The 21,255-nt window shown below is 64.2% G+C and carries 20 protein-coding genes; 12 read left to right on the top strand and 8 right to left on the bottom strand.

Features of this window, described 5'->3' with window-relative positions; translation table 11 throughout:
• The first annotated feature begins 113 nt into the window (after nt 1-113).
• The 10 genes from B4F07_RS10665 to B4F07_RS10620 all read left to right on the top strand — a co-directional run bounded on the left by B4F07_RS10665 (nt 114) and on the right by B4F07_RS10620 (nt 11,707).
• A complete protein-coding gene (locus tag B4F07_RS10665) occupies nt 114-971 on the top strand; it encodes an SDR family NAD(P)-dependent oxidoreductase (RefSeq protein WP_293701069.1) in 858 nt (285 codons plus the stop codon).
• Nucleotides 968-2,434 carry an MFS transporter gene (locus B4F07_RS10660; protein ID WP_293701070.1) on the top strand — a complete coding sequence of 489 codons (1,467 nt, stop codon included), beginning with the start codon at nt 968-970 and terminating at the stop codon, nt 2,432-2,434. The genes B4F07_RS10665 and B4F07_RS10660 overlap by 4 nt, the downstream gene beginning before the upstream one ends.
• Before the next feature lie 112 nt (nt 2,435-2,546).
• Nucleotides 2,547-3,836, top strand: a complete 1,290-nt coding sequence (locus B4F07_RS10655) for an acyl-CoA dehydrogenase family protein (RefSeq protein ID WP_293701071.1) — start codon at nt 2,547-2,549, stop codon at nt 3,834-3,836.
• Nucleotides 3,837-3,943: 107 nt separating this feature from the next.
• Nucleotides 3,944-5,035, top strand: a complete 1,092-nt coding sequence (locus B4F07_RS10650; protein ID WP_293701072.1) for a Zn-dependent alcohol dehydrogenase — start codon at nt 3,944-3,946, stop codon at nt 5,033-5,035.
• A gap of 148 nt (nt 5,036-5,183) precedes the next feature.
• Entirely contained in the window at nt 5,184-6,251 is a 1,068-nt protein-coding gene (locus B4F07_RS10645; RefSeq protein WP_293701073.1) for a phosphotransferase family protein, read from the top strand.
• The gene (locus tag B4F07_RS10640) at nt 6,248-7,024 is read left to right on the top strand and encodes an SDR family NAD(P)-dependent oxidoreductase (RefSeq protein WP_293701074.1); all 777 of its coding nucleotides are present in this window, start codon (nt 6,248-6,250) and stop codon (nt 7,022-7,024) included. The genes B4F07_RS10645 and B4F07_RS10640 overlap by 4 nt, the downstream gene beginning before the upstream one ends.
• Nucleotides 7,024-7,827, top strand: coding sequence for an SDR family NAD(P)-dependent oxidoreductase (locus tag B4F07_RS10635; protein ID WP_293701777.1), 804 nt, complete (start codon nt 7,024-7,026; stop codon nt 7,825-7,827). The genes B4F07_RS10640 and B4F07_RS10635 overlap by 1 nt, the downstream gene beginning before the upstream one ends.
• A 153-nt stretch (nt 7,828-7,980) precedes the next feature.
• Nucleotides 7,981-9,183, top strand: a complete 1,203-nt coding sequence (locus B4F07_RS10630) for a serine hydrolase domain-containing protein (RefSeq protein WP_293701075.1) — start codon at nt 7,981-7,983, stop codon at nt 9,181-9,183.
• Between the two features lie 110 nt (nt 9,184-9,293).
• Nucleotides 9,294-11,327, top strand: a complete 2,034-nt coding sequence (locus tag B4F07_RS10625; RefSeq protein WP_293701076.1) for a 3-hydroxyacyl-CoA dehydrogenase NAD-binding domain-containing protein — start codon at nt 9,294-9,296, stop codon at nt 11,325-11,327.
• A 152-nt stretch (nt 11,328-11,479) separates the two neighbouring features.
• On the top strand, nt 11,480-11,707 hold the full coding sequence (locus B4F07_RS10620) for a hypothetical protein (RefSeq protein WP_293701077.1): 228 nt from the start codon (nt 11,480-11,482) through the stop codon (nt 11,705-11,707).
• A gap of 105 nt (nt 11,708-11,812) precedes the next feature.
• Here the strand turns inward: B4F07_RS10620 and mmsB are convergent, their stop codons facing one another.
• The 8 genes from mmsB to B4F07_RS10580 all read right to left on the bottom strand — a co-directional run bounded on the left by mmsB (nt 11,813) and on the right by B4F07_RS10580 (nt 18,918).
• Complete coding sequence (gene mmsB / locus B4F07_RS10615) at nt 11,813-12,688, bottom strand: 3-hydroxyisobutyrate dehydrogenase (RefSeq protein ID WP_293701078.1); 876 nt, start codon at nt 12,686-12,688, stop codon at nt 11,813-11,815.
• 179 nt (nt 12,689-12,867) lie between these two features.
• The gene (locus B4F07_RS10610) at nt 12,868-13,650 is read right to left on the bottom strand and encodes an enoyl-CoA hydratase-related protein (protein WP_293701079.1); all 783 of its coding nucleotides are present in this window, start codon (nt 13,648-13,650) and stop codon (nt 12,868-12,870) included.
• 95 nt (nt 13,651-13,745) lie between these two features.
• Nucleotides 13,746-14,792, bottom strand: coding sequence for an enoyl-CoA hydratase/isomerase family protein (locus tag B4F07_RS10605; RefSeq protein ID WP_293701080.1), 1,047 nt, complete (start codon nt 14,790-14,792; stop codon nt 13,746-13,748).
• Nucleotides 14,793-14,973: 181 nt separating this feature from the next.
• Nucleotides 14,974-16,119: an acyl-CoA dehydrogenase family protein gene (locus B4F07_RS10600; RefSeq protein ID WP_293701081.1), complete on the bottom strand. Its 1,146-nt coding sequence runs from the start codon at nt 16,117-16,119 to the stop codon at nt 14,974-14,976.
• 2 nt (nt 16,120-16,121) lie between these two features.
• Nucleotides 16,122-16,520 carry a RidA family protein gene (locus tag B4F07_RS10595; protein WP_293701082.1) on the bottom strand — a complete coding sequence of 133 codons (399 nt, stop codon included), beginning with the start codon at nt 16,518-16,520 and terminating at the stop codon, nt 16,122-16,124.
• A complete protein-coding gene (locus tag B4F07_RS10590) occupies nt 16,513-16,815 on the bottom strand; it encodes an I78 family peptidase inhibitor (protein ID WP_293701083.1) in 303 nt (100 codons plus the stop codon). The genes B4F07_RS10595 and B4F07_RS10590 overlap by 8 nt, the downstream gene beginning before the upstream one ends.
• A 20-nt stretch (nt 16,816-16,835) precedes the next feature.
• Nucleotides 16,836-17,360 carry a hypothetical protein gene (locus B4F07_RS10585; protein WP_293701084.1) on the bottom strand — a complete coding sequence of 175 codons (525 nt, stop codon included), beginning with the start codon at nt 17,358-17,360 and terminating at the stop codon, nt 16,836-16,838.
• Nucleotides 17,361-17,424: 64 nt separating this feature from the next.
• Nucleotides 17,425-18,918 (bottom strand): CoA-acylating methylmalonate-semialdehyde dehydrogenase, encoded by a 1,494-nt coding sequence (locus tag B4F07_RS10580; RefSeq protein WP_293701085.1) that lies wholly within the window; start codon nt 18,916-18,918, stop codon nt 17,425-17,427.
• Nucleotides 18,919-19,015: 97 nt separating this feature from the next.
• Here B4F07_RS10580 and B4F07_RS10575 point away from each other — a divergent pair, with 97 nt between their 5' ends.
• Together B4F07_RS10575 and B4F07_RS10570 are read left to right on the top strand one after the other, a co-directional pair.
• Nucleotides 19,016-19,900: a LysR family transcriptional regulator gene (locus B4F07_RS10575; RefSeq protein ID WP_293701086.1), complete on the top strand. Its 885-nt coding sequence runs from the start codon at nt 19,016-19,018 to the stop codon at nt 19,898-19,900.
• Nucleotides 19,901-20,069: 169 nt separating this feature from the next.
• A complete protein-coding gene (locus tag B4F07_RS10570; RefSeq protein WP_293701087.1) occupies nt 20,070-21,254 on the top strand; it encodes an efflux RND transporter periplasmic adaptor subunit in 1,185 nt (394 codons plus the stop codon).
• Nucleotide 21,255 lies beyond the last annotated feature (1 nt).

Genomic DNA, 21,255 nt, shown 5'->3' with positions numbered 1-21,255 from the left:
GTCAACTTGGACGCCCGTCCCTGCCGTTACGGCACCGTAGCGTCCGACAGGCCAGCGTTGACGCGCCCCGCTTCGCCCCTAAGCTAAGTGGCAAAAGAAAACGGGAGCAGGATATGCGATTCGCAAGCAAAGTCGCCGTCGTCACCGGCGCGGCATCAGGTATCGGCAAGGCCACAGTGCTGAAACTGGCAGGCGAAGGCGCGCATGTCTTTGCCGCCGACATCGACGAAGCAGGCGGCCGCGCGCTCGCCGAACAGTCGAACGGCAAGATCGACTTTGTCCGCTGCGACGTCACAAAGCCGTCGGACATTGAAGCATTGATGGACGCGGCCGCGGCAAAGGACGGCGGTATCGACATCGTCTTCAACAATGCCGCAGCGGGCGGCGACCGCGCGCCAATCGACGAAATCACCCCCGAAGGATGGGACCGGACGATGGACCTGGTGCTGAAATCGGTCGCGATGGGGATCCGTTATGCCGCGCCGCACATGAAGGGGCGGAAGGGCGCGAGCATCGTCAACACCGCCAGCGTCGCGGCGCTCGGGGCCGGCTATTCGCCAATCGCCTACGCCGTCGCAAAAGCGGGGGTGTTGCACTTGAGCAAGGTCGCTGCGACCGACCTCGCGCAGTACGGCATCCGCGTGAACGCAATCTGCCCCGGCTTCATCAACACCAATATCTTCACCGCGTCGCTCGAGGTTCCCGACGCGATGAAGGAGCAGGCCAACGCCGTGATCGCCGGGATGAGCGCGCAGGCGCAGCCGGTGGCGCGCGGCGGCCAGCCCGACGACATCGCCAATGCGGTCGCCTATCTGGCGAGCGAAGAGTCCAGTTTCATGACCGGCACCCACCTGCTGGTCGACGGCGGGCTGACGATCGGCCAGCGCCATGCGTGGGACAAGCAAACGCCCGGCATGTTCGACGCGCTGACGGCAATGGAGGAGGCCGCCAAGGCGGGAGCGTCGGCGTGACCACAGCGGCGGCAACCGCCGCGGTGCCGCGCCCCGAAAAACTCCCCGTGTGGCTGAAAGCAACGCATGGTCTGGGCAGCATCGCCTATGGCGTCAAGGACAACGGCTTTTCGACCTTCCTGCTGCTGTTCTACAATCAGGTTGTCGGCCTCGACGCCGGGATCGTCGGCACCGCGATCATGGTCGCGCTGATCGCCGATGCCTTTGTCGATCCGGTGATCGGCGAATTGACCGACCGCACGCGCAGCCGCTGGGGCCGCCGTCTGCCGTGGCTCTATATCGCGCCGGTGCCGCTGGCGATTGCGTGGATGCTGCTGTGGCACCCGCCCGAAATGTCCGATTCGATGACCGTGGCCTGGCTGATCGGCTTTGCGATCATCGTCCGCTCGCTGGTGTCGTGCTGCGAGGTGCCGTCGGTGGCGATCGTCCCCGAACTGACCGCCGATTATGACGAGCGCACGATCGTCATGCGCTATCGCTTCCTGTTCGGGTGGGCCGGCGGGCTGCTGGTCCTGCTCCTTGCCTATGGCGTGTTTTTCGGTGGCGAAAAGGGGCTGGTCGATCCCGACGGCTATGGCCCCTATGCGCTGACCGGCGCGCTGATGATGCTGGGCGCGGTAGTGATTTCGGCGGCGGGCCAGCATCGGCGGATTGCGGTGTCGAACCTGGCCGACATCAAACCGGTGATGACGCTGCGCCAGGTACTGGGCGAGATGCGCGATACGCTGTCGAACCGCGCCTTTCTGTGGCTGATCTTTGCCGCGCTGTTCGGCTTCATCAATCAGGGCATCACCTTTTCAATGACCAATTATCTGCTCGGCTTTTTCTGGCAGCTGACGCAGGGCGAGCTGATCGCCTATGTCTTTCTGCTGTTTGGATCGATGATTGCCGCTTTTCTGTTCGTGGCGCCGCTGTCGGCACGGCTGGGCAAGCGCGACGGCGCCATCCTGGCCGGGGCAATCGCGCTGCTGGTCAACAGCGGGATGTATTTCGCGTGGATCCAGGGTGTATTTCCCGGCCTGCCCGGCAAGCCCAGCGCGGCGGTGATGTTCGCGCTCGTATTCATCTCGAACAGCTTTTCGATCATGCTGATGATCCTGTCGTCGTCGATGATGGCCGATGTTGTCGAGGCATCGCAAAGCGAGACCGGGCGGCGATCCGAAGGACTGTTCTTTGCCGGATATTTCTTCATGCAGAAATGCGCGACGGGTGTCGGCATCTTCATCGCCGGGCTGATCCTGTCATTCGCGGCCTTTCCCGCGGCAGCCCAGCCCGGCGAGATCAGCAATGCGATCCTTGGCAATCTGGCCTTGGGTTACATGACAGCGGTGCTCGTCATCGGCATCCTAGGCCTGATCGTCATGCGGCGTTTTCCGATCTCGCGCGCCGATCATGAGGCACGGATCGCCATTTTGGGTGACGCGGCGCGCGCGGATCCCGACGCCAGCGGCGCGCATCCATGACGGAAAATGTCAGTTGACGACGGAATGAGGTAATAATCGGCCCGCAGGGGTTGGCAAAGCGGGACGAATCGGTCCAAAGGCTTACGCGAACGTAAACGGAAAGGATGCTCAGATGGATTTCGATCTCACCGACCGGCAGACTCATTGGCGCGACCGGGTGCGCGAATTCATCGAGCGCAAGGTGCGCCCGGCGGTCCCGACGTACAAGGAACAGGACAAGGCGGGCGACCGCTGGAAGGTCATCCCGATCGTCGAGGAACTGAAGGCCGAGGCCAAGGCCGCGGGCATCTGGAACCTGTTCATGCCGCCCAAGTCGGCGGCGCATCATCATGTCGACGAAACGATCGCATTCGAAGGCCCGGGGCTCACCAATCTGGAATATGCGCTGTGCGCCGAGGAAATGGGCCGCATCGGGTTCGCCAGCGAGGTGTTCAACTGCTCGGCGCCCGACACCGGCAATATGGAAGTGTTCCACCGTTACGGGACGCGCGCGCAGAAAGAGAAATATCTGCTGCCGCTGATGAACGGCGAAATCCGCTCGGCGTTCCTGATGACCGAGCCCGCGGTGGCGTCGTCCGACGCGACCAATGTCGAATGCCGGATCGAGCGCGACGGTGACGATTATGTCATCAACGGCACCAAATGGTGGTCGTCGGGCGCGGGCGATCCGCGCTGCAAAATCGCGATCGTGATGGGCAAGACCGATTTCAATGCCAAGCGCCACGCGCAGCAGTCGATGGTGCTGATGCCGCTCGACGCGCCGGGGGTCACCATTCTGCGCCACCTGCCCGTGTTCGGCTATGACGATGCGCCGCACGGCCATATGGAAATCGAGCTCAAGGACGTCCGCGTCAACGCCGAGGAAGCGATGCTGCTGGGCGAGGGCCGCGGTTTCGAAATCGCGCAGGGGCGCCTTGGCCCGGGCCGCATCCACCACTGCATGCGCACGATCGGTACCGCCGAGGAAGCGATCGCCAAGATGGCGAAACGCCTGCAATCGCGCGTCGCGTTCGGCAAGACGATCGCCGAATACAGCATCTGGGAACATCGTCTGGCGCGTGCGCGCATCGACATCGAGATGACCCGGCTGCTGTGCCTGAAGGCCGCGGACATGATGGACAAGGTCGGCAACAAGGCCGCCGCCGCCGAGATCGCGATGATCAAGGTGCAGGCGCCGAACATGGCGCTGAAGATCATCGACGACGCGATCCAGGCGCATGGCGCGGCGGGCGTGTCCGAAGATTTCGGCCTGGCCAACGCCTATGCCCATCAGCGGACGCTGCGCCTCGCCGACGGTCCCGATGAAGTGCATGAGCGCGCGATCGCCCGCATCGAATTCGCCAAGCATAGCGCGGCGAGCGAGCCGGGCTTTTCGTCGGGCGACATCGGGGTGTCACGCTAAAGGACAATCCATTTGTGCTGAGCTTGTCGAAGCACCGCCTTTCTTGACCACAAGAAAGAACGGCCCTTCGACAGGCTCAGGGCAAACCGGCAGAGAGGGTAGTTTAAATGACCAAAGCCGCGATCCTGATCGAACCCGGCCAGCCGCTGTCGATCGAGACGGTACAGATCGCCGATTGCGGCCCGCACGAGGTGCGCATTCGCACCGCCGCCTGCGGGCTGTGCCATTCGGACCTGCATTTCATCGACGGCGCCTATCCGCACCCCCTGCCCGCGATTCCGGGGCATGAGGCGGCGGGCATAGTCGAGGCGGTCGGCAGCGAAGTGCGGACGGTGAAGGTCGGCGACGCGGTTGTTACCTGCCTGTCGGCCTTCTGCGGTCATTGCGAGTTCTGCGTTTCGGGCCGGATGTCGCTGTGCATGGGCGGCGATACGCGGCGCGCAGTCGGATCGGCGCCGCGCATCACGCGCCCCGATGGCAGTCTGGTCAACCAGATGCTCAACTTGTCGGCCTTTGCCGAAACGATGCTCGTCCACGAACATGCGTGCGTTGCGATCGACCCCGACATGCCGCTCGACCGCGCCGCGGTGATTGGCTGCGCGGTGACGACGGGCGCGGGGACGATCTTCAACGCGTGCAAGGTGACGCCGGGCGAGACCGTCGCGGTCGTCGGCTGCGGCGGGGTCGGACTGGCCACGATCAACGCCGCGAAGATTGCGGGCGCGGGGCGCATCATTGCCGCCGACCCGATGCCCGAAAAGCGCGCGCTGGCGATGAAGCTGGGCGCGACCGATGTCGTCGACGCGATGGACGGAGATGCCGCCAAGCAGATCCTCGAGCTCAGCAAGGGCGGGGTCGATCATGCGATCGAAGCTGTCGGGCGTCCGGCCTCGGCGGCGCTTGCCGTCGCGTCGCTGCGCCGCGGCGGTACTGCGACGATCCTGGGCATGATGCCTTTGTCGGAAAAGGTTGGCCTGTCGGCGATGGACTTGCTCTCGGGCAAGAAATTGCAGGGCGCGATCATGGGCGGCAACCGCTTCCCCGTCGACATCCCGCGCCTCGTCGATTTCTACCTGCGAGGCCTGCTCGATCTCGACAGCATCGTCGCCGAGACGATCCCGCTGGAGCGGATCAACCAAGGGTTCGACAAGATGAAGAAAGGCGACGCCGCGCGGTCGGTGATCGTTTTCGATCAATGATGGGCGCGAGCATCTTTTCCTCCCTCCCCTTCAGGGGAGGGCAGCGAGACTTGGCAGCTTGCTGCCTAGTCGCAGCGGGAGGGGTTTCGCGGCCTTGTGCTAACCCGACAGACCCCACCCCAACCCCTCCCCTGAAGGGGAGGGGCTTATGACGCTCGACGCGCAAAAGGCCTTCAGCGGCACGGTCGCGCCCGAGGGCGCCGACGTGCTCGACGAAGCGAAGCTGACCGCGTGGATGGAAGCGAATGTCGAGGGTTTTGAAGGCCCGCTGACCCAGCATAAATTTGCCGGCGGCCAGTCGAACCCGACCTACAAAATCTCCGCGCCGTCGGGAAATTATGTCCTGCGCCGCAAACCCTATGGCCCGCTGCTCCCTTCGGCGCATGCGGTCGACCGCGAGTATAAGGTCCAGTCCGGCCTGCATAAGATGGGCTTTCCCGTCGCGCGCCAATATGGACTGTGCACCGACGAAAGCGTCACCGGCAGCTGGTTCTATGTCATGGGCATGGTCGATGGGCACACGATCTGGGACGGCGCAATGCCGGGATCGACCCCCGAAAACCGCCGCGCCACCTATGAAGCGATGATCGACACGCTCGCCGCGCTGCACAAGGTCGATGTCGAGGCGGCGGGGCTGTCCGATTATGGCAAGCCGGGCAATTATTTCGGGCGCCAGGTCGACCGCTGGACCAAGCAGTACCGCCTCGCCGAAACCGAGACGATGGACGAGATGGAACAGCTGATCGCGTTCCTGCCCGCCAGCCTGCCCGAACAGACGCGCACCAGCGTCGTCCACGGCGACTACCGCATCGACAATATGATCTTTGCCAAGGATCGGCCGGAGGTTCTGGCGGTGCTCGACTGGGAGCTGTCGACGCTGGGCGATCCGCTCGCCGATTTCACCTATGTCGCGATGGCGTGGGTGACCGAAAATGGCGGGCGCTCGGGCGTCATGGATCTCGATCGGCAGGCGCTCGGCATTCCCGAGCTCGACAAAATGGTCGAGCGCTATTGCGCCGCCACCGACCGCACCGGCGTGCCCGACATGAACTGGTATTTTGCCTATAATTTCTTCCGCCTCGCGGGGATTATTCAGGGCATCAAGAAGCGCGTGATCGAAGGCACCGCCTCGTCGCAGCACGCGAAGGACATGTCCGAGCGCGTCCGTCCGCTGGCCGAACGCGCATGGGACTTTGCACGAAAGGCCGGCGCATGAGCCTGTTCGACATGAGTGGCCAGGTCGCGCTGATCACCGGATCGTCGCGCGGCATCGGCAAGGCCACCGCCGAAGCGATGGCCGAGCAAGGCGCCAAGGTCGTGATTTCGAGCCGCAAGCAGGACGCCTGCGATGCCACTGCCGCCGAGATCAACGCGAAGTTCGGCGACGGTACCGCGATTTCGGTCGCCGCCAACATCTCGTCGAAGGACGACCTGCAGAATCTCGTCAACGAAACGCGCGCCGCATTCGGCAAGATCACCGCGCTGGTCTGCAATGCCGCGTCGAACCCCTATTATGGCCCCGGCCTTGGGATCAGCGACGATCAGTTCCGCAAGATCATGGACAATAATATCCTGTCCAACCACTGGCTGATTTCGATGGTCGCGCCCGAGATGCTAGGCCGCAGCGAGGGGTCGATCACCATCATCAGTTCGGTCGGCGGGCTGAAAGGATCGCCGGTCATCGGCGCTTACGGGATTTCGAAAGCCGCCGACATGCAGGTCGCGCGCAATTTTGCGGTCGAATTCGGCGCGCAAGGGGTCCGCGTCAACTGTATCGCCCCCGGGCTGGTCCGCACCGACATGGCGCGCGCGCTGTGGGAAAATCCCGAGACGTTGAAACGCGCGACCGCCATGGCGTGTCTGCGCCGGATCGGCGAACCGCCGGAAATCGCCGGTGCCGCCGTCTTCCTCGCCAGCCGCGCGGGGGCATTCACCACCGGCCAGACCATCGTGTGCGATGGCGGGGCCACGATTTCAGGAGGCGCATGATGGGCGCGTTGGACGGCAAGATTGCGATCATTACGGGTGCCGGTTCGGGCATCGGCCGCGCCAGCGCGCTGCGCTTCGCCGCCGAGGGCGCGAAGCTGGTCCTCGGCGACAAGACGGCGGCGGTGCATGAGACGGCGCAGCTGGTGAAGGACGCGGGCGGTGAAGCGGTCGGACTGGAAATCGACGCGGGCGTCGAGGCCGATGTCGCCAAGCTGGTTGCTGCCGCCAAGGACAACTATGGCGCGCTCGATATCGCTTTCGCCAACGCCGGGATCATCGGCGACATGGGCGGCATCTTCGATTTCGATCCGATCGCCTGGGCCGAGACGCTGCGCGTCAATCTGATCGGCCCGGCGCTGATGGTGAAACATGCCGGAAAAGCCATGGTCGATCAGGGTCGCGGCGGTGCGATCGTGCTGACCGCCAGCGTCGCGGGCCTCAATTCGGGCGCGGGTCCGGGCGCCTATTCGGCGTCGAAGGCGGGGGTCATCAACCTGGCCAAGACCGCGGCGCAGCAGCTGACCACCAGCGGCGTGCGCGTCAACGCGATCTGCCCCGGGCTCACCGAAACCGGGATGACCAAGCCGACCTTCGACTATGCCAAGGCCAAGGAGGTCACCCACAAGCTGGGCCAGCTCAATCCGTTGAAACGCGCCGCGCAGCCCGAGGAGCTCGCCAATGTGGCGCTGTTCCTGGCCAGCGATCAGGCGAGTTATGTCAATGGACAGGCGATCGCGGTTGACGGCGGGCTCACCAGTTCGCATCCGGTGACGCGCCAGCTGCTTGGCCAGACTTCGCATTGAGACAATGGTTTTGATCTGCCTCCCCTCTTCCGTTCGCATCGAGCGAAGTCGAGATGCGCATCGGTCGCGCGTGCATTCGGGGTGTCTCGACTTCGCTCGGCACGAACGGGAACGAAAGGAAGGCGCGAAGCCTTCACAGTCAAAAGGGATGCCATGACTCACGGTTTCGACACGGCGCGGCTCGACCGCATTCCCGCCTTTCTCGAGGCCAAATATGTCGGCATCGGCCGCCTGCCGCACGCCGCGACCCTGGTGTCGCGGCGCGGCGAGATCGCGCATTTGTCGTGCGTCGGTGAGGCGCGGCCGGGCGCGGCGTTGAAGGACGATGCGATCTTTCGTATCGCGAGCATGACCAAGCCGATCACCAGCGTCGCGTTCATGATGCTGGTCGAGGAGGGCAAGGTTGCGCTGTCCGACCCGCTGGTGAAATTCTGCCCCGAATTCAAGGACACCGGCGTCTTTGTCGCGGGCGGCGGCAATGTGCCGTTCCTGACCCGCGCGCCGACGCAGCCGATCCGCATGGTCGACCTGCTGCGCCACACGTCGGGGCTGACTTACGGCTTTCAGGAGCGCACCCCGGTCGATGCGGCGTACCGCAAAATGCGGATCGACGATTTCGATGCCGATTATACGATGGACAGCTTCATCGAGGGGCTGGCGAAAATTCCGCTCCAGTTCGACCCCGGCGCGCACTGGAATTATTCGATGGCGACCGATGTGCTTGGTGCGGTGGTCGAGCGGATCGAGGGCAAGCCGTTTGCCGAGGTCTTGCAGGAGCGCATCTTTGGTCCGCTCGGCATGATCGACACCGGGTTCAAGGTACCCGCCGACCAGCAGCACCGGCTGACCGACTGTTATGCGTTCGACCCGCAGGCGAAAATGAAAGCCTTCGATAGCGGCGACAAGAGCCGCTGGGCGAAGGACCGCAGCTTCCATTCGGGCGGCGGCGGGCTCGCTTCGACGCTCGCCGACTATCACCGTTTCTGCCTGATGCTGCTCGGCGGCGGCGCGCTCGATGGCACGCGCATCATCAGCCGCAAGACGCTGGAACTGATGACCGCGAACCACCTCGTCGGCGGCGGCGATCTGGTGCAGCATAGCGTCGGCATCTTTTCCGAGGCCGAAAATGCCGGGGTCGGCTTCGGGCTCGGCTTTGCGGTGAATGAAAGCCCGGCGCAGACGATGACCCCCGGGTCGGTCGGCGACTATTATTGGGGCGGCATGTTTTCGACCGGCTTCTTCGTCGATCCGGTCGAGCAGATCTGCATGGTGTTCATGACCCAGCTGATGCCCTCCTCCACCTATCCCGTGCGGCGCGAGGTCAAGACATTGGTCCACGCCGCAATTGACGATTGAATTGAGAACCCATCCCCGTTCGTGTCGAGCGCAGTCGAGACACGCGAAGCGCAGCGCTAGACGCTTCTCGACTTCGCTCGAAGCGAACGGAATCTTTTAAGGAGCCTGAAATGTCCGAAGAAACCCCCGTTTCCGTCACGATGGAAAAAGATGGCGACGTCGCCGTCATCATCGTCAACAATCCGCCCGTCAACGCGCTGAGCTGGCACGTCCGTCAGGGCCTTGAAGACAATTTCGCCGCCGCGCTGTCCGACGACAGCGTGAAAGCGATCGTGCTGCGCTGCGCCGGGGCGACCTTTATCGCGGGCGCCGACATCAGCGAATTCGGCAAGCCGCCGCGTGGACCCGATTTTAATGCGGTGCTGAATAGCATCGAAGCGGCATCGAAGCCGGTCGTCGCGGCGATCCACGGCACCGCGCTCGGCGGCGGTCTGGAAACCGCGCTCGTCTGTCATTATCGCATTGCCGTCCCCTCGGCGAAGCTCGGCGTTCCCGAGGTCAAGCTGGGCCTGCTGCCCGGCGCCGGCGGCACCCAGCGCCTGCCGCGCGTCGTCGGCGTCGAAGCTGCGGCGACGATGACCTCGACCGGCGATCCGCTCCCCGCCGCCAAGGCGAAGGAGCTCGGCCTCGTCGACGAACTCGCGGGCGAAGACAGCCTTGCCGCCGATGCGATCGCCTTCGCGCGCGCGAAGATCGCCGATGGCCCCCGCCCGACGCGCGAACGCCCGGTGTTCGGCGACGTCGCGGTGATCGAACAGCTCAAGACCGCCAACGCCAAGCGCTGGCGCGGGTTCGAGGCGCCTTACGCCAACCTCGCCTGCGTCGAAGCCGCAACGCGGCTGCCCTTCGAAGAAGGTCTGGCGTTCGAACGCGAGCAGTTCATGAAGCTGATGTTCGGCAGCCAGTCGGCGGCGCAGCGCCATATCTTCTTTGCCGAACGTCAGGCGGCCAAGATCGACGGCCTGCCCAAGGACACCCAGCTGCGCGAGATCAAGAAGGTCGGCGTGATCGGCGCCGGTACGATGGGCGGCGGGATTTCGATGAACTTCCTGCAGAAAGGCATCCCAGTCACCATCGTCGAGATGGAGCAGGAGGCGCTCGACCGCGGCGTCGGCGTGATCCGCAAGAATTACGACGCCTCGGCGGCGAAGGGACGTTTCAAACCCGAGCAGGTCGAGCAGATGATGGGCATCCTCACCCCGACGCTCAGCCTCGACGATCTCGCCGACTGCGACCTGATCATCGAAGCCGTTTATGAGAATATGGACGTCAAGAAGGACATCTTTGGCAAGCTGGACACAATCGCCAAGCCCGGCGCGATCCTGGCGTCGAACACCAGCTATCTCGATGTCGACGAGATCGCGACCGCGACGAGCCGCCCCGGCGACGTGCTGGGCATGCACTTCTTCTCGCCCGCCAATGTCATGAAGCTGCTCGAAGTCGTGCGCGGCGACAAGACCGCGCCCGACGCGCTGGCAACGGCGATGGCGATCGGCAAGAAGATCGGCAAGGTCGCCGTGGTCGCGGGGGTGTGCGATGGCTTCATCGGCAACCGCATGCTCAAGCCGCGCCAGATGGAGGCGATGAACCTGTTGATGGAAGGCGCCACCCCGGCGCAGGTCGATAAGGTGCATGTCGAATTCGGCATGCCGATGGGACCGTTCCAGATGAGCGACCTGGCCGGCGTCGACATCGGCTGGCACCGCGACCCCAACCGCATCGAAAGCATCCGCGACGCGCTATGCGCCGAGGGCCGCTGGGGCCAGAAGAAGCAGGCAGGTTTCTATGATTATGACGAGAAGCGCCAGCCGTCGGAAAGCGCGCGCGTTGCCGAACTGATCGAGGAATTCCGGACCAAGTCCGGAACCGAAAAGCGCGAGATCACCGATCAGGAGATCATCGAACGCACCCTGTATCCGATGGTCAACGAAGGCGCGCTGATCCTGTCCGAGGGCAAGGCGCAGCGTGCGTCGGACATCGATGTCGTGTGGATCTATGGCTATGGCTGGCCGGTCTATCGCGGCGGCCCGATGTTCTGGGCCGGGCTGGAAGGCACCGACAAGATCGTCGCGGCGCTGGAAAAGCACGGATTCGAGATCGCGCCTTTGCTCAAGGAAAAGGCCGACGCGAAAAGCGGCTTCTAAACCCGCTTCGATTAAAATCAGCAGGCCGTCTGTCCCAGCTCGGGGCAGGCGGCCTTTGCTTTGGTCTGCGGCCGCCGTCGGTGGACACAAATAGTTGCGATTCAGGGTTAAAGCGCTGGTCACACCTGCCGTTACGGCAGAGCATGATTGCCATGTCGTTTCTCGCCCTATTGCTGCTCACCGGCAGCGTCCCGGTCACCGCTCCGGTGGCGGCACCGCCCGCGAGCGCGGTCGGCGTGGCGCGGGCGCGGATATTGGCACCCGCCGAAGTGCGGCGCGTTGACGGCCGGATCGAGGTACGGACGGGCAACCGCAAAGCGCCGACGCAGGTGCACCGCGGCGAGCGCAAGGACGGCGGCGAGACGGCGGATTTTTACTAGAACGGACTCAAACTTCCGTTCGTGTCGAGCGAAGTCGAGACACGCCAGAACAGCGCCAGACGCATCTCGACTTCGCTCGATGCGAACGGCGTTGGGTGCAATGCGTCAGCCCTGCAACGTCCGGATAATCGCCGAAAAGTCGCGGCCATCCTGATCTGCCGCAACAAACGCCTCATACAATTCGCGCGCCTTCGCGCCCATCGGGACATCGGCGTCAACGCTGACCGCTGCCTCCATCGCCAGCCGCAGATCCTTGAGCATCAGCGCCGCGGCGAACCCGCCCTTGTAATCATTGTCGGCGGGCGTCGTCGGGCCGACGCCGGGGAGCGGTGCGTAGCTGGTCAGCGACCAGCATTGCCCCGACGATACACTGGCGATGTCGAAGAATTTCTGCGGGTCGAGCCCGAGCTTGAGCGCCAGCGCGAGCGTTTCGCACGTCGCGACCATCGAGGCGCCGAGCAGCATGTTGTTGCAGATTTTCGCGGCCTGCCCCGCCCCCGCGTCACCGGCATGGATCACCGCCTTGCCCATCTGCGCGAGGATCGGCTGCGCGCGGGCAAAGCCTTCGTCGGTGCCGCCGACCATGAAGGTCAGCGTCCCGGCGTTGGCGGCGGCGATGCCGCCCGACACCGGCGCATCGGCCGCCACGAGGCCGTTGGCGGTCGCGGCTTCGATGTTCGAGCGCGCGGTGGCGACGTCGATCGTCGAGCAATCTAGGAGCAAGGTGCCCGGCGTGGCGTTCGGAAAGACGTCGCTTTCATAGACCGACGCGACATGCTTGCCCGCGGGAAGCATCGTCACGACGGCCTCGGCGCCGGTCACGGCCTCGGCCGCCGACGCAGCGCGGACGCAGCCCGCCGCGACCGCGCGGGCGAGCGCGTCTTCACTAAGGTCGAATGCGCGCACCTCATGACCCGCCTTCGCCAGATTCGCGGCCATGCCGCCGCCCATGTTGCCCAGTCCGATGAATACGATTTTCATGTCTTGCTCCAACTCCCTCTCCCTTGGGGAGAGGATATGCAGCCTTGTCGGCTTGGCCGACTAGGCGAAGTTGGTGAGGGGGTTTTTCCTTAGCGGTAGTGCACAGCCCCTCACCGACTGCGACTAGGTCCATTCGGACCAAGTCTCCGTTGCCTCTCCCAAAGGGAGAGGATGGAGGACTACCGCCCCTTCCACACGCCTTCGCGCTTCTCGATGAAGGCGGCCATGCCCTCGGCCTTGTCCTCGGTCGCCGCCAAAATCTGGAACAGGCGGCGTTCGTAGATCAGTCCTTGGTCGAGCGTGGTTTCGAACGCGGCGTTGACCATATCCTTGTTCACCATCGCGGCCATCGGCGGCATTGCGGCGATGACAGTCGCGGTCTTTACCGCTTCTTCGACCAGCGACTCGTGCGGAACCACGCGCGCGACGAGGCCCGAGCGTTCGGCTTCGGCGGCGTCCATCATCCGGCCGGTCAGGCACATTTCCATCGCCTTTGCCTTGCCGATCGCGCGGGTCAGTCGCTGCGAGCCGCCCATGCCCGGCGCGACGCCAAGCTTGATTTCGGGCTGGCCGAATTTCGCCTTGTCCGATGCGATGATGAAATCGGCCATCATCGCGAGTTCGCAGCCGCCGCCAAGCGAGAAGCCGTTGACCGCGGCGATCCACGGTTTGCGGACCTTTTTCACGAAATCGCTCGTCCATTTCGAGAAGAAATCTTCGAGGTAGAAATCGGAGGCGGGCTTGTCGGCCATTTCCTTGATGTCGGCGCCCGCAGCAAACGCCTTGTCGCCCGAGCCGGTGAGGACGGCGCAGCGTTGGCTGCTATCGGCTTCGAAGGCGGCGAAGGCGGCGATCAGGTCGTCGAGCACTTTCGAGTTGAGCGCATTCAGCGCCTGCGGGCGGTTGAGCGTCACCAAGGTGACGGCGCCGCGCTGTTCGACGAGGAGGGTTTCGTAGGTCATTCCAATGATCTCCTGAAAATCGTCATGCCGGACTTGATCCGGCATCCATTCCGACGGGGCCGAATGGACCCCGGATCAAGTCCGGGGTGACGAAGCTAATTGAGCGGCGTCCATTTCTCATCATCAGGCAGCGGCGCAAAGATTGCGTCGATCCAGTCCTCGGTCACCGCTTCGGGTTTGGCCGGATCCCATTTCGGACTGTTGTCCTTGTCGATAATCAGCGCGCGCACGCCTTCGAGGAAGTCGTGCATCTGAACGACGCGGCTGCCGATTGCATATTCCTGTGTCATCTGCGCCGCAAAGTCGTGCATCTCGCCGCCTTCCTTCAGCTGGCGCAGCGCGACCTTGCACGTCTGCGGCGATTTGCTGTGCAATGCCGCCAGCTCCTTCAACGCCCATTCGCCGCCATCGGCTTCGAGCGCGGCGAGGATCTCCTCATAGGTGTCGCTGGCGAACAGCCGGTTGATCTTGTCGATATGCTGGGTGATCGCCGCAGGCGGCGCGGTGACCGACAGCTCACCCAGGATCCCGCCGATGCGGTCGGGGTGTGCGGCGATGCGCGCCTTTGCGTCATCGAGCTTTTCGGACGGCAGATAATGGGTCGCGAGGCCGAGTGCCAAAGATTCGGCGCCGTCGAGCCGCGCGCCAGTGAGCGCGAGGAACACCCCGACGCGGCCTTCGAGCCGCGGCAGGTACCAGCCGCCGCCGACATCGGGGAACAGGCCGATCCCGGTTTCGGGCATCGCAAAGCGGGTATGCTCGGTCGCGACGCGATATTTCGCCGGCTGCGAAATGCCGACCCCGCCGCCCATGGTGATGCCGTCCATGAAGGCGACAATGGGCTTGGGATAGGTGAAGAGCAGGTGGTTGAGGCGATATTCGGTGTGGAAGAATTGACGCGCTTCCGTGCCGTCCTTGGCGCCGCTATCCGCAAGCATGCGAATGTCGCCACCCGCGCAGAAACCACGGCCTTCGCTATGGTCGATGATCACCGCTTCGATGGCGTCGTCGTCGCGCCATTTGATGAGCGCGTCGATCATCGCTTCGCACATCGCGAGGTTGAGCGCGTGGAGCGCCTTCGGGCGATTGAGCGACAGGCGGCCGCTGCGGCCGTCGGTCGAGATGACAATGTCTTCGGTCATACAACCTCTCAAAACCTTCTCCCGTCGGGAGAAGGATATGAAGCCTTACCGGCTTGCCGGTTAGGCGGAGTTGGATGAGGGGATCCGCCGTATCGATAGCACACCACCCCTCACCCAGCTTCGACTAGCGAGCAAGCTCGCAAGTCTTCGCAACCCTCTCCCGACGGGAGAGGGGTAAAAATCATTGGCGCAGCAGATCCCTTCCGATGATCATCCGCATCACCTGATTGGTCCCCTCGAGGATTGAATGAACGCGCAGGTCGCGCCAGAAGCGCTCGATCGGATAATCCTTCAAATAGCCATAGCCGCCGAACAATTGCAGCGCGTCGTTGACGATCTTGCTGCTGCTATCGGTCGCGAGCCGTTTCGCCATCGCGGAGAAACGCGATTTGTCGGGGGCGTTGGCCGTGACTTTGGCCGCCGCCATGTAGAGCAGCGCACGCGCAGCTTCGAGGTCGGTCGCCATGTCGGCCAGCATGAACTGGGTGTTCTGGAAATCGGCGATCGGCTGCCCGAACTGCTGGCGATCCTTGGTATAAGCGACCGCTTCGTCGAGACAGCGCTGCGCGCCGCCGAGCGAGCAGGCGCCGATATTGAGGCGGCCGCCGTCGAGCCCCGCCATCGCAAAGCGGAAGCCGTCGCCCTCGGCGCCGACGCGGTTTTCGACCGGCACCTTCACATTGTCGAAGATCACCGCCGCGGTCGGCGAGGCGTTCCAGCCAAGCTTGCGCTCCTTGGCGCCAAAGCTGACCCCCGGCATGTCCTTTTCGATGACCAGGCAGCTGATCCCCTTTGGACCCGGCCCGCCGGTGCGGACCATCGTGACATAGATGTCGTTGACCCCGGCGCCCGAGATGAATTGCTTGGTGCCATTGACGACATAATAATCGCCTTCCAGCCGCGCGCTCGTCTTTAACGCCGCGGCGTCGGACCCGCTGCCCGGCTCGGTGAGGCAATAGCTCGCGATCTGCTCCATCGTGACGAGGCCGGGCAGGAATTTCGCCTTCACCTCGGCGCTGCCGAAGCAGTCGATCATCCAGGCCGCCATATTATGGATCGAAATGAAGGCGCTCGTCGCAGGGCAGCCATAGGCCATGGCTTCCATGATCAGCGCGGCTTCCAATCGGCCAAGACCGATGCCGCCCGATTCCTCGCTCACATAAATTGCAGCAAAGCCGAGTTCGGCGGCCTGTTTGATCACGTCGCGCGGGAAATGCGCTTTCTCGTCCCATTCGGCGGCAAAGGGCGTAATGGCATCGGCGGTGAATTTGCGCGCCATATCCTGAATGGCGAGCTGGTCGTCGGTAAGCTGGAACTGGTCGGTCATGGTCATTTCTCGATGAGGATGGCTTCAGCTTCGATTTCGACTTTCCACTCGGGGCGGATCAGCGCCGGGATGACGAGCATCGTCGATGCGGGGCGAATGTCTCCGAACACCGCCCCATGCGCGCGCCCGACAAGATCGGCGTCGGCGGCATCGGTGATGTACATGCGCGTGCGCACGACATCGGCGGGGCTAGCGCCGAGCGCCTCCAATGCCTCGCGGATGATGGTCAGGCAGCGCGCCGCCTGCACCCCTGCGTCGCCGACGGTCGATGTCCCGTCGGCTTCGATCGGTGCGCAGCCCGCGACATCAATGCGGTTGCCAACGCGAACCGCGCGGCTGTAGCCGTAGATCGGTTCGAAGGGAGACGCCGAGCTGTGATTGCGACGACTGGAATCAGCCACAGGTGACCTGCGTGATCTTGTAAGCGTCGTCGTACATGACGTTCACCCGGTCCTGACGATAATCCATCGTCATTGCCGAGCGCGGCGGCCCCCAGCGCAGCGTGCGCGCACCGGTGGCCTTGACGATCGCGCCGCCGAGGTCGGGCGTTGCCGTCTGGCCGATATAGCTTTGTGCCGCGTCAGCCTTGCACATCATTTCCGCTGGCGGCGTCGGGGTCGATTCGGGCGGCCGTTCCTGGGTGCAAGCGGCGAGTGGCAGCGCGGCGGCCATGGCAAGCAAGCGAATGTCCAACATGAGTCTCCCTTTCAAAACCATCAGGTGCAGCGCGTATAGCGCATCGGACCGGCGGCGGCACCCTCGCCCTGATCGCGGCGAACGAGCGTCTTGCCGCCGTCGGCGAGGTCGAGCTGCATCCGGCGATCCCAAGTCGCGCCTTCGCCGCTGAATTTATAGTCGGCGTCGATGCGGCCCGGTTCGCTGATGCGGACGCGCGCGAGTTCGCCGTGCGATTCGTAAAAGCGCAAGTTGGTCGCGTCGATCGTCAGCGCGGTGAGGTCGGTGCCTTTCTTCGCGGCGCAATCGGCGGGTTTCAGCGCCCAACGACCGCGGATCGAGGCCGGGATCGTCTGGCCGTCGGCGGCAGTTTGAGGCTCGGGTTTCACGGCCGATTCTTCCGCTGCTTCAGACATGTCGGAATCGACCGTCGTGGCAGCAGGGTCGGCGCGCTCGGTTTCTTGCACCGATCTGTTCGCTGCTGTGTCGTCGGGCTGTGATTTATCCTGCCCGCCGCTGCACGCGGCGAGCATCAACAGGGCGGCAGGCATCGTCCATCGCATCATCGTCTCTCTCCTTGGCGAAGAAAAATGCGCGATAGCCAATGCCGGTTTCATGCAATGCGCCCGATCAACCCATTGTCGGGATGACGAACGCATTGCCGCCGTCGGGCGATCCGTCGGGCCAGCGCTGGGTGATCGTCTTGACCTTGGTCCAGAATTTCACCCCTTCCATGCCATGCTGGTTGGTGTCGCCGAAGGCTGAGCGCTTCCAGCCGCCGAAGCTGTGATAAGCGACGGGGACCGGGATCGGCACGTTGATGCCGACCATGCCGACATTGACCCGCGCCGCAAATTCGCGCGCGGCGTGGCCGTTGCGGGTGAAGATGGCGACGCCGTTGCCATATTGGTGCTTGCTGGGCAGCGCGAGCGCGGTTTCGAAATCGGGGGCGCGGACGATCTGGAGCACCGGGCCGAAGATTTCTTCCTTGTAGCTTTCCATGTCGGTGGTGACATGGTCGAACAGCGTCGGGCCGATGAAGAAGCCCTTTTCGTGGCCTTGAAGGCTGAAGCCGCGGCCGTCGACGACCAGCTCGGCGCCCTCGTCGGCACATTTCTGGATCCAGCCTTCGACCTTTTCCTTGTGCGCCTGCGTCACCACCGGGCCGTAATGCGCCTCGGCATCGGTCGATACGCCGACGCGCAGCGCCGCAATCGCGGGGATCAGCTTTTCGCGGAGGCGATTGGCGGTGTCGTCGCCGACCGGGACGACAACGGGCAGCGCCATGCAGCGTTCGCCCGCCGAGCCGAAGGCCGCGCCGGTCAGGTCATTGACCACCTGATCGAGGTCGGCGTCGGGCATGACGATGCCGTGGTTCTTGGCGCCGCCCATCGCCTGCACACGCTTGCCGTTGGCGACGCCGCGGTTGTAGACATAATGCGCAATGTCCGACGAGCCGACGAAGCTGACCGCGCCGATGTCGGGATGGTCGAGGATGGCATCGACCATTTCCTTGTCGCCATGGACGACCTGGCAGATCCCCTCGGGCAAGCCCGCTTCGCGGAAAAGTTCGGCGAGGCGGACGGGGACCGAGGGGTCGCGCTCGCTCGGCTTGATGATGAACGCATTGCCCGTCGCGATCGCGACGCCCGACATCCACAGCGGGATCATCGCGGGGAAGTTGAACGGGGTGATGCCCGCGCCGATGCCGATCGGCTGGCGCATCGAATAGACGTCGATGCCGGGGCCGGCGCCCTGCGTATATTCGCCCTTGAGCACATGCGGGATGCCGCAACAGAATTCGATGACTTCGAGGCCGCGCTGAATATCGCCTTTCGAATCGGCGATCACCTTGCCATGCTCGCTCGACAGCATGTGCGCGAGCGCGTCCATATTGGCTTCGACGAGGCGCTTGAACTCGAACATCACACGCGCGCGGCGCTGCGGGTTCGTTGCCGCCCAGGCAGGCTGCGCGGCCTTGGCCGCCGCGACGACACGATCGAGCAGCGCGGCATCGCCCAGTGCAACCTGCGCCTGCACGCTGCCATTATTGGGGTCGAACACGTCGCCCTGACGGGCGCTGCCACCGGCTCCGCCGACGATATGGTGATCAATCTGTCGCATGGTCGAGTCTCCCGTTTCTGGTTGCCGTTGCAACAGACGATGTGGGCGCGATTTGCAAGGGATAGACTTGCAGCAATAACCTGCATATTTGCAGGTCATGGATTGGGATAACCTGCAAATTTTCCTGACCGTCGCCCGCCAAGGGACGGTCGCGCGCGCCGCGCAGGCGCTGCACCTCGACGCCACGACGGTCAGCCGCAGGGTGAGCGCGCTGGAAGGCGCGTTGCAACAGACATTGTTCGAACGTGCGCCGAGCGGTTTCATTCCGACCGCCGCCGGGCGCGCGCTGGTCCCGCATGCCGAAGCGATGGCCGCGGCGGCGGCGCGCATCCATATGGCCGAGAGCGGCGCGGGATTGTCGGGACAGTTGCGGGTCAGCGTATCGGAAGGATTCGGGGGCAGCTTCATCGCGCCGCGCCTCGCGCGATTTACCGCCGCACATCCCGAACTCGAGATCGATCTGGTTGCCTCTTCGGGCTTTTTGAACCCGTCGCGGCGCGAAGCCGATATGGCGGTGCTGCTGGCGCGCCCGCGCAAGGGGCCGCTGATCACGCGCAAGCTGTCGGATTACAGCCTTGGCCTCTATGCCCCTGCCGACCGCCGCGACTGGCAGGATGCCGCCGCGACCACGCCGCTGTCGCGGGCCGACATCCCCGTGATCGGTTATATGCCCGACATATTGTACGCGCCCGAACTCGACTATCTGGGCGAAATCGAACCGGGGCTGCGCGCGACGATCCGGTCGTCGAGCATTTTGGCGCAGCGGCAGATGATCGCGGGCGGCGCGGGGGTAGGCGTGCTTCCCTGCTTCCTTGCCGCCCATGATCCAGCGCTGGTGCGGGTGCGGCCCGGGCAGGCCATCGCGCGCAGTTTCTGGCTCGCACTCCACCGCGACGTTGCGCAACAACCGCGCGTCCGGGCGTTCATCGACTGGCTGGATGCCGAGGTGCGCGAGAACCGGGGGTTGTTGGTATCGGCATAGCGAGCGGCCCATCCGTCCCGGATCGGTGATCGCTCCATGTCCATCCGATTCAGAAAATTGTCGTAAATTGTCGCAAATCCCGCATTGCGCTTGCCAGCGACAATTCAATCGGTTGAATAGGCGCGATTCCTCCCCCGCCGAGCGGCGCGCCGATACGAGAATAACCATTATGCCGAAGAAAAGGTCGCTGCTGCTGGCCGGAGCATTGTGCGCCGCGACCCTGTCGCTGGGCGCCTGCTCGGGGCAGGAAGACGAAAGCAAGAACGGTCGCGGCGCCCCGCAGGTCGGCTTTGTCGTGGTAAAGGTGGAGCCCGTGCCGGTCACCACGTCGCTCGGCGGCCGCACCGTGGCGTTCGAAACCAGCGAAGTGCGGCCGCAGGTGAACGGCCTGATCCGCCGTCGTCTGTTCACCGAAGGCGGGTTCGTGCGTGCAGGTCAGCCGCTCTACCAGATCGATGCCAGCCTCTATCAGGCCGCGGTCGATCAGGCCGCCGCCAACCTCGCCAGCGCGCGCGCCAGCGCCCAGGCCGCCGACGAACGCGTCCGCCGCTTCGCGCCGCTCGCCAAGATGCAGGCAATCGCCGAACAGGATTATACCGATGCGGTGGCCGAAGCCCGCGTCGCGCGCGCCGCAGTCGCGCAGAACAATGCCGCGCTCGAAACCGCGCGCATCACCTTGCGTTATGCGACGATCACTGCCCCGATCAGCGGGCGCATCGGCCGCAGCCTGGCCACCCCCGGCGCGCTCGTCAGCGCCAGCCAGGCGACGCCGCTGACCACGATCCAGCGCATCGACCCGATGTATGTCGACATGCAGCAGTCGAGCGCTGAGCTGATAACGCTGCGCCAGGCGATTGCCAGCGGCGGCGTGTCGCAGGGCAGCGCCGCGGTGCGGCTGCGGCTCGAGGACGGCAGCGCCTATGGCTTGACCGGGACGGTCGAATTTTCCGAAATGACGGTCAATGAAGCGACGGGGACCGTGACTCTGCGCGCGCGTTTCCCCAATCCCAACGGTCTGTTGCTGCCCGGTATGTTCGTGACCGCGATGTTCGAGCAGGCGATCGATCCGACCGCAATTCTGGTGCCGCAACCCGCGGTACAGCGCGATTTCGACGGATCGGCCTTTGTCTATCTGGCGGGCCAGAACAACAAGGCGGTGCGCCGCAAGATCGCGACGTCGCGGACGGTTGGCGGCAGCTGGATCGTCACCGAGGGTCTGCGCGCAGGCGACCGTGTGATCACGCAGGGGGTCGGCAATCTTCGCGACGGCGCCGACATTCGCCCGGTTCCGGCGAGCAGTCCGCAGCGGGTGGGGGCTCCCCCGGCGGGCCAGCCAGCAGAAAAGAGTAAATAGC

Origin of the sequence: Sphingopyxis sp. UBA6723 (assembly GCF_002454115.1) — a bacterium.
In the GTDB taxonomy this organism is placed as follows: Bacteria; Pseudomonadota; Alphaproteobacteria; order Sphingomonadales; family Sphingomonadaceae; genus Sphingopyxis.
Note: the sequence above shows the minus strand (reverse complement) of the source record. Positions and strands in the feature narration are given on the sequence as shown.

Coding starts and splice junctions, on each gene's coding strand:
- B4F07_RS10665 (WP_293701069.1), top strand. CDS start 114: ATGCGATTCGCAAGCAAAGTCGCCGTCGTCACCGGCGCGGCATCAGGT.
- B4F07_RS10655 (WP_293701071.1), top strand. CDS start 2,547: ATGGATTTCGATCTCACCGACCGGCAGACTCATTGGCGCGACCGGGTG.
- B4F07_RS10650 (WP_293701072.1), top strand. CDS start 3,944: ATGACCAAAGCCGCGATCCTGATCGAACCCGGCCAGCCGCTGTCGATC.
- B4F07_RS10645 (WP_293701073.1), top strand. CDS start 5,184: ATGACGCTCGACGCGCAAAAGGCCTTCAGCGGCACGGTCGCGCCCGAG.
- B4F07_RS10640 (WP_293701074.1), top strand. CDS start 6,248: ATGAGCCTGTTCGACATGAGTGGCCAGGTCGCGCTGATCACCGGATCG.
- B4F07_RS10635 (WP_293701777.1), top strand. CDS start 7,024: ATGGGCGCGTTGGACGGCAAGATTGCGATCATTACGGGTGCCGGTTCG.
- B4F07_RS10630 (WP_293701075.1), top strand. CDS start 7,981: ATGACTCACGGTTTCGACACGGCGCGGCTCGACCGCATTCCCGCCTTT.
- B4F07_RS10625 (WP_293701076.1), top strand. CDS start 9,294: ATGTCCGAAGAAACCCCCGTTTCCGTCACGATGGAAAAAGATGGCGAC.
- B4F07_RS10620 (WP_293701077.1), top strand. CDS start 11,480: ATGTCGTTTCTCGCCCTATTGCTGCTCACCGGCAGCGTCCCGGTCACC.
- mmsB (WP_293701078.1), bottom strand. CDS start 12,688: ATGAAAATCGTATTCATCGGACTGGGCAACATGGGCGGCGGCATGGCC.
- B4F07_RS10610 (WP_293701079.1), bottom strand. CDS start 13,650: ATGACCTACGAAACCCTCCTCGTCGAACAGCGCGGCGCCGTCACCTTG.
- B4F07_RS10605 (WP_293701080.1), bottom strand. CDS start 14,792: ATGACCGAAGACATTGTCATCTCGACCGACGGCCGCAGCGGCCGCCTG.
- B4F07_RS10600 (WP_293701081.1), bottom strand. CDS start 16,119: ATGACCGACCAGTTCCAGCTTACCGACGACCAGCTCGCCATTCAGGAT.
- B4F07_RS10590 (WP_293701083.1), bottom strand. CDS start 16,815: ATGTTGGACATTCGCTTGCTTGCCATGGCCGCCGCGCTGCCACTCGCC.
- B4F07_RS10585 (WP_293701084.1), bottom strand. CDS start 17,360: ATGATGCGATGGACGATGCCTGCCGCCCTGTTGATGCTCGCCGCGTGC.
- B4F07_RS10580 (WP_293701085.1), bottom strand. CDS start 18,918: ATGCGACAGATTGATCACCATATCGTCGGCGGAGCCGGTGGCAGCGCC.
- B4F07_RS10575 (WP_293701086.1), top strand. CDS start 19,016: ATGGATTGGGATAACCTGCAAATTTTCCTGACCGTCGCCCGCCAAGGG.
- B4F07_RS10570 (WP_293701087.1), top strand. CDS start 20,070: ATGCCGAAGAAAAGGTCGCTGCTGCTGGCCGGAGCATTGTGCGCCGCG.